This window comes from Streptomyces sp. YS-3 (assembly GCF_045257485.1).
GTDB lineage: Bacteria > Actinomycetota > Actinomycetes > Streptomycetales > Streptomycetaceae > Streptomyces.
On the sequence record NZ_JBJHPC010001066.1, the window covers coordinates 1 to 1,067 of the forward strand.

The window sequence follows — 1,067 nt, forward strand, 5'->3', positions numbered from 1 at the left end:
ATCGAGGAGGCGGCGCGCGTCCCGGTTCGCCGAGCCGAAGGCCACGAAGACCGCCGCGCCCGTGGGCAGTTCGGTCCCGGACAGCAGCACCGGCCGGGTCGTGATGCGCCGGAACCCCTGGAGCGCCGAGTCGTAGCGCGCCGCCTCCTCGATCGCGGCGGGAATCAGCTCGGGCTTCGCGCAGAGCAGCTCCCACTGCGCGCGATGCCGCAGCAGGTGCAGCACCGTCGTACCGATCTGCGCGGTCGTGGTCAGATGCCCCGCCAGAAGGAAGTTCTGCAGGTGGGCCACCATCTCGTGGCGCTCCTCCAGGGTCAGTTCACCGGTGCCCGGCGCCAGCGCGGTGAGCAGCGCCGTGCACAGGTCGTCGCGCGGCCGGGTCCGTCTCGCGCGCAGATACGTGTCGAGCAGTTGCTGCATCGTCACCACGTCCCGCGCCGCCGCGATCTGCTCGGCCTCCTCCAGTGGCCGGAACAGCAGTTCCTCGGCCCGGTGTCCGCCGCGTACCGCCACCGGGACGTCCGCCGCGTCCAGGCCGATCAGCCGCCCGACGACGTCCCCGGGCAGCAGCATCGCGTACTCCCCCATCAGCTCCACCCGGCCCCGCGCCGCGAACGCGTCCACCAGGGCGGTCGCGCGCTCGGCGGCGTACGGCAGCACGGCGGCGACCCGAGCGGGCGAGAGGCCGTGGACGATGGGGGCGCGCAGCCGGTGGTGCTGGGGGCCGTCCGAGGTGACGACGACGGGGCGGCCCCCGAAGCCGGAGCCGAGTTCGGCGAGGACGGCGGGGCCGGGGATCACGTCGGGGCGCAGCGCGTTCGCCGAGGAGAACGCCTCGGGCCGGCGCAGCACCTCGCGTACGTCGGCGTCGCGCGCGACCAGCCAGGCGTCCAGCTCGGGGACGAAGGTCAGGCCCTCGGCGCGGCGGGCGCGCGCGTAGTGCGGATAGGGGTCGCGCTGGAGCGCGTCGAGCCGTGCGTGCTCATGCCTGTCCACAGGCTCATCGTGTACGAAGCGGGTCGCGGGCGGAAGAGCACCGGGAGGGGCGGACGGGCCCGGGCGGGGAG

General features: G+C 74.7%; 1 protein-coding gene. It reads right to left on the bottom strand.

The genetic code is table 11. The features are described 5' to 3' along the window. Positions 1 to 996, bottom strand: a 996-nt coding sequence (locus ACJA3G_RS37495; protein ID WP_406557472.1) for a cytochrome P450, incomplete at its 3' end; no start/stop codon positions are given. Between the last annotated feature and the right edge of the window lie 71 nt (positions 997 to 1,067).